Here is a 4,988-nt window from a genome sequence, read left to right on the forward strand (position 1 = left end):
TGCTAACTTATTCAAGGTCAAGTCTGGCTTGACAACCGATCAAGCTAAGGGATTAAAGCTCAAATCAGGCTTGACAACCCATCTATCCACCCATCTATCCTTAGTCAGGTTAGAGCGACCCAGTTCCCAGTGCCGTAACCCAGGAACTCGGTGACCGCACTCAAATTCTGGCGCTTAGTGAGGATTACTTATCTAAAAGTTATAAAAAAATTATAAAACAAAAGCAACCATTCTCCAAAACGGTGAATTTTCGTTAACTAATCTAGCTGACCCCCTCGGAATGTTAAGTTTTGTTAAGGTCTCTCATTAAGAAGTATTATCATATTTTATATTGTCAAATACGCCAAGGTTCTCTATGCTTAGTTTTGGTTGTCCTTTAAACAAAGATGTTGAGGGCATTCCCCGTCTACTATCTTTGTTTCAGCCGGGGTGTTAGCGTAGCGTGGCCGAAAGGCCAGGGAAACAATCACTTTTGGTTAGGCAAACCCACACCCCCCTCCACCCTTTAATCCCCCCCAAACTAACCATGAGGCGGATTAAGCGAGGAGCAAGGGAAGTACAGAAGCACGACCAATACAGTTAGCTACCTGAGTTAGCTAGGTGAATTAGCTAACTCAGTTAGCTAGCTAAGTTAGCTACCTGCTATGACGTTGGTCGGCTCACGTTCTGACGGTGTATCGAAAAGGCCGATTTACCCGGCAACATTGCAGTTATCTGCAATGCCACAGAAACCCTAACTACACTGCCCTAACTACACTGCAAGGTTAGTTAGGGAGCGTTCATCACTCTTATTTGACTAATCCACTAGGAGAAAAGCGAAATGCCAATTGCTGTTGGAATGATTGAAACTGAGGGCTTTCCAGCTGTTGTAGAAGCAGCTGATGCGATGGTTAAAGCCGCTCGCGTCACCCTTGTGGGTTATGAAAAAATCGGTAGCGCTCGTGTAACCGTGATTGTGCGGGGAGATGTCTCCGAGGTGCAAGCTTCCGTATCCGCTGGGATAGAATCAGCAAACCGGGTGAATGGAGGTAAGGTGGTATCAACCCACATCATCGCTCGTCCCCATGAAAACTTAGAGTATGTCCTACCAATTCGTTACAGCGAAGCTGTGGAACAGTTCCGTAGCTACTAGCCAAGATGCTCCTAAAAACCATAGAGAGTCTAGAGGCAATTGGCACAAGCTTGGGTGCTGAACTCGTTGGTATGCAGTGACTATAGGTTTAGCAAAGAGCGCTTATATGCCGTCACAACCATCCCACGTGTGGTCAGCGCGTGGGTTGATCAAAATCTTGATAAACGTCTAGGAGTAAAATTCATGTCAATTGCTGTGGGAATGGTGGAAACCCTTGGTTTTCCAGCGGTTGTAGAAGCCGCAGATGCTATGGTGAAAGCGGCTCGTGTCACCCTTGTGGGTTATGAAAAAATTGGTAGCGCTCGTGTAACCGTGATTGTGCGGGGAGATGTGTCTGAGGTGCAAGCCTCGGTAGCTGCTGGAATTGATAACGTTAAGCGTGTCAATGGAGGTCAGGTATTATCTACCCATATTATTGCTCGACCTCACGAAAACCTGGAGTATGTTCTACCAATTCGTTATACCGAAGATGTGGAACAGTTCCGGGAGAGTACTAACGCCATCCGTCCGATGAACCGTCCATAATCGTCCGCCAATTTGAGATTCAAGACATGCCGGTGTCAAGTAGGGGATGTGCTTACCATGAGGGGAGAGATTGCTTGATCCACTAGTTTTGGCTTGGCCATATAACTGCTCCCTAATCCATCTCCCCCCAAGTCCTGTCACCCCAAGTCCTGTAATAAGTTAGGTCAATGCAAATTGCCAAAGTCCGAGGCACGGTCGTTAGTACTTATAAAGATCCTAGTCTTAGAGGAGTTAAATTCCTTTTCCTGCAATACCTAAATGATGCAGGAGAACCACTCCCCAAGTATGAGGTAGCTGCTGACATAGTCGGTGCTGGTATAAATGAGTGGGTGCTAGTCAGCCGTGGCAGCGCGGCTCGGCAAGTCGGTGAGAGTGACAAGCGTCCCATCGACGCTATGGTGGTGGGGATTATTGACACGGTCAGTGTGGACAATAGCATGCTCTACAGCAAAAAAGACCAGTATTAGTGAGTAGGTTCGGACAATAGTAGCTTTGGGTAATAACTTTGGGTAGTAGCTTTGGATAGTAGCTTATGCGTGGTTATCCATGGCTCGATTCTGACTCGACCCCAATAGCGTTCCAAGCTAGCAGTTATTTGTAACGATAAGCCATAACGGTAGAGGTTAACCATTAACAATCCAGCAATTTCTGCATGATTACATTTCCCGAGTGGGAGCAGCAGAAATAACTAACCCCAATCCTCAAGTGTGGGGCTTGACAAAAATCTATTTCATGACAGTGTATCTCAAATAAAAATTAGGAGGAAAACATCTATGGCATTTAGCACCCAGGCAGCTCCCCCAACACCTTGGTCACGGGATCTGGCTGAACCAAAAATTGATGACACAGCTTATGTCCATTCTTTTTCCAACATTATTGGAGATGTAGAGATTGGTCCAAATGTATTGATTGCCTCGGGAACCTCGATTCGAGCTGATGAAGGGGGACCATTTTACATCGGTGAAGGTACCAATATTCAAGATGGTGTTGTGATTCATGGTCTTGAAGAAGGTCGGGTTGTTGGGGATGACCAGAAAGATTACTCGGTGTGGATTGGCAAGAATGCATCGATTACCCACATGAGCCTGATTCATGGTCCTGCTTATGTTGGGGATGATTGCTTTATTGGCTTTCGCTCTACGGTGTTTAATGCTAGAGTTGGCGAGGGCTGTATTGTGATGATGCATGCCCTTGTTCAGGATGTCGAAATTCCTCCCGGTAAATATGTTCCTTCCGGAGCGGTGATTACTAATCAGCAGCAAGCTGACCGACTACCGGATGTAGAAGAGCAAGATAGAACGTTTGCTAACCATGTGGTGGCAATCAATGAGGCATTGCGGGCGGGTTATCAGTGTGCAGAGGATGATTCCTGCATGATGCCCATCCGCAAAGAAATTGCTGAAAATGCTGACTCTAATGGTCATAGTAGCCCTGATAGTTCCCATAAATCTTTCAGATCAATGTCTTCAAATACAGGATTAAGTTCAGAGCTTCAACAACGAGTTCGTCAACTGTTAGGCCAAGGATACCGAATTGGTGCTGAATATGCTGATGAGCGTCGCTTCCGTACTAGTTCCTGGAAGAGTGCTTCCGGAATACACTCCGATCGTGAATCAGAAGTGCTCCAATCCTTGGGTGATTGTCTGGCAGACCACGCTGGTGAGTATGTCCGACTAATTGGGATTGACCCGAAAGCTAAACGCCGGGTGTGTGAAGAGATTATCCAAAAACCGGGTGGCCCTGTTTCTGGAAGTTCCACTGGATCTGGTTCAAGAAGCTACAGCCCCTACAGCTCTGCTCCTCAACCTACTGCGGGTTTCTCTAGCAATGGCTTAGACTCATCAGTCGATGATCTAGTTCGTCAACTGTTGTCCCAAGGGTATCGGATTGGTATTGAGTATGCTGATGAGCGTCGCTTCCGGACTAGTTCCTGGAAGAGTGCTCCTGGCATAAGCTCCGATAACCTATCACAGGCTTTGGCAGACCTAGGGGCTTGTTTGGCAGACCACGCTGGTGAGTATGTCCGACTGATTGGGATTGACCCGAAAGCCAAGCGCCGGGTGATGGAAAAGATTATTCAAAAACCTGGGGACACGGTAAACCCTGGTGCTAAACCTAGTAGTAGTTATAGCTATACTCCCCGTTCAACCCAATCCTCAGGATTCAATGGCAGCAAGGTTTCTGGTTCATCCTTGAGTCAAGATATCGTTGAGAAGATCCGTAACCTGTTGTCCCAAGGTTATCGGATTGGTACTGAACATGCGGATAAACGTCGATTCCGCACCAGTTCTTGGCAGAGTTGCTCCCCCATTGACTCTACTCGGGTTTCAGACGTGGTTGAAGGTCTAGAAACCTGCTTGGTTCAACATTCGGGTGAGTATGTACGGTTGATTGGTATTGATCCGAAAGCTAAACGGCGTGTTCTAGAGACGCTGATTCAAAAGCCTTAATTTATAAGCATAGCACAGGGAACAGGGAACAGATAGGGGCGGGGGCGCGGGAAGTGTGGGAAGTGTGGGAAGTGTTGGTAGATGGGGGGAAGCCCCAATACCCTACTGCATCCCTTAGAAAACAAACCGTCAAACCCTATCCCCCTACTCCCTTGCTGCGAGAACCATTTAATTTAAATCAAGACCAGCTTATTGATAGGTATTAGACTTCTTGCAACGGTAAAGAAGCCCTCAAAAATGATAGTGCTAGAGTCAAATTTAATCCCAAAACCCTTTACCCAAAACCCTTTACCCCCAAAACTGCGGCGAAGTCTACTGTGCCAAAAATTATGCACTTGCCTAAACTTCAATTGAGTAATAATTCTCATATATACGTGGAAGGAAATGTGAGCGTTGATCCTAGTGCTGTTATTTCAGCAGGGGTAATTTTGCGAGCGGATCGAGATAGTAAAATAACGATTGCAGCCGGTGTTTGTATCGGTATGGGAGCAATTATTCATGCTCACAAAGGGACTCTGGAGGTGGAATCAGGAGCGAGTTTAGGCGCTGGGGTTCTGGTCGTGGGGAAGGGAAAAATTGGCGCTAATGCTAGTATTGGCTCCCTGACGACAATTTGGAATCATTCTGTAGAATCCTTACAAGTGGTGCCCTCAGCCTCGGTGTTGGGAGATAAGGGGCGTCCATTACCGGAAGAGTCTCAACCAACTCCTGATAGCTTGGAGCAGAAACCTCAGGAGTCGTCATCAACTGTACCTGAAAACAGCTTTACCACGGAATCTGTCAATGGTAAAGTGCCATCCACTAGTAATACGGTGGCTACAGATACAACAGATACAACGCAAAGCAATTCTATAGAGACTAATTCTACACAGACTAATACA

General features: G+C 46.6%; 6 protein-coding genes. All 6 read left to right on the forward strand.

The window, feature by feature from the left end; translation table 11 throughout:
• Positions 1 to 820 precede the first annotated feature (820 nt).
• The gene (locus F6J94_RS30055) at positions 821 to 1,132 is read left to right on the forward strand and encodes a carbon dioxide-concentrating mechanism protein CcmK (RefSeq protein WP_008185070.1); all 312 of its coding nucleotides are present in this window, start codon (positions 821 to 823) and stop codon (positions 1,130 to 1,132) included.
• Between the two features lie 183 nt (positions 1,133 to 1,315).
• A complete protein-coding gene (locus F6J94_RS30060) occupies positions 1,316 to 1,657 on the forward strand; it encodes a carbon dioxide-concentrating mechanism protein CcmK (RefSeq protein WP_293018921.1) in 342 nt (113 codons plus the stop codon).
• 167 nt (positions 1,658 to 1,824) lie between these two features.
• A complete protein-coding gene (locus tag F6J94_RS30065) occupies positions 1,825 to 2,124 on the forward strand; it encodes a EutN/CcmL family microcompartment protein (RefSeq protein WP_293047017.1) in 300 nt (99 codons plus the stop codon).
• A gap of 306 nt (positions 2,125 to 2,430) precedes the next feature.
• Complete coding sequence (locus tag F6J94_RS30070; protein WP_293047019.1) at positions 2,431 to 4,107, forward strand: ribulose bisphosphate carboxylase small subunit; 1,677 nt, start codon at positions 2,431 to 2,433, stop codon at positions 4,105 to 4,107.
• 53 nt (positions 4,108 to 4,160) lie between these two features.
• Positions 4,161 to 4,313, forward strand: coding sequence for a hypothetical protein (locus F6J94_RS30075; RefSeq protein WP_293047021.1), 153 nt, complete (start codon positions 4,161 to 4,163; stop codon positions 4,311 to 4,313).
• A 180-nt stretch (positions 4,314 to 4,493) separates the two neighbouring features.
• On the forward strand, positions 4,494 to 4,988 hold a 495-nt coding region (locus F6J94_RS30080; protein WP_293047023.1), incomplete at its 3' end, for a hypothetical protein.

Source organism: Moorena sp. SIO1F2 (assembly GCF_010672755.1).
In the GTDB taxonomy this organism is placed as follows: Bacteria; Cyanobacteriota; Cyanobacteriia; order Cyanobacteriales; family Coleofasciculaceae; genus Moorena.